Genomic DNA, 267 nt, shown 5'->3' on the forward strand with positions numbered 1-267 from the left:
TCGCCGGCATCACCGGGCTTCAGCAGGCGCAGCAATCCTCGATCGAGGACGCCGTCGCGCGGCTGATGGACGCCACCGACCTGCCCGTCGCGGTCGGCTTCGGCGTCCGCACCCCCGATCAGGCCGCCGCCATCGCCCGCGTGGCGGACGGCGTCGTCGTCGGCTCCGCAATCGTCGAGATCGTCGCCGCCCACGGGGCCGATGCGCCCGGCCCCGTCACCACCTATGTCCGTTCGCTCGCCGATGCCGTCGCGTCGGCCCGCAAGG

The 267-nt window shown here is 74.2% G+C and carries 1 protein-coding gene; it reads left to right on the forward strand.

The window, feature by feature from the left end:
• Positions 1 to 267 (forward strand): tryptophan synthase subunit alpha (locus AC0IYH_RS31895; protein ID WP_471838282.1); only part of this gene is annotated, 267 nt, incomplete at both ends.

It is taken from the genome of Pseudomonas sp. AC463 (assembly GCF_979253585.1).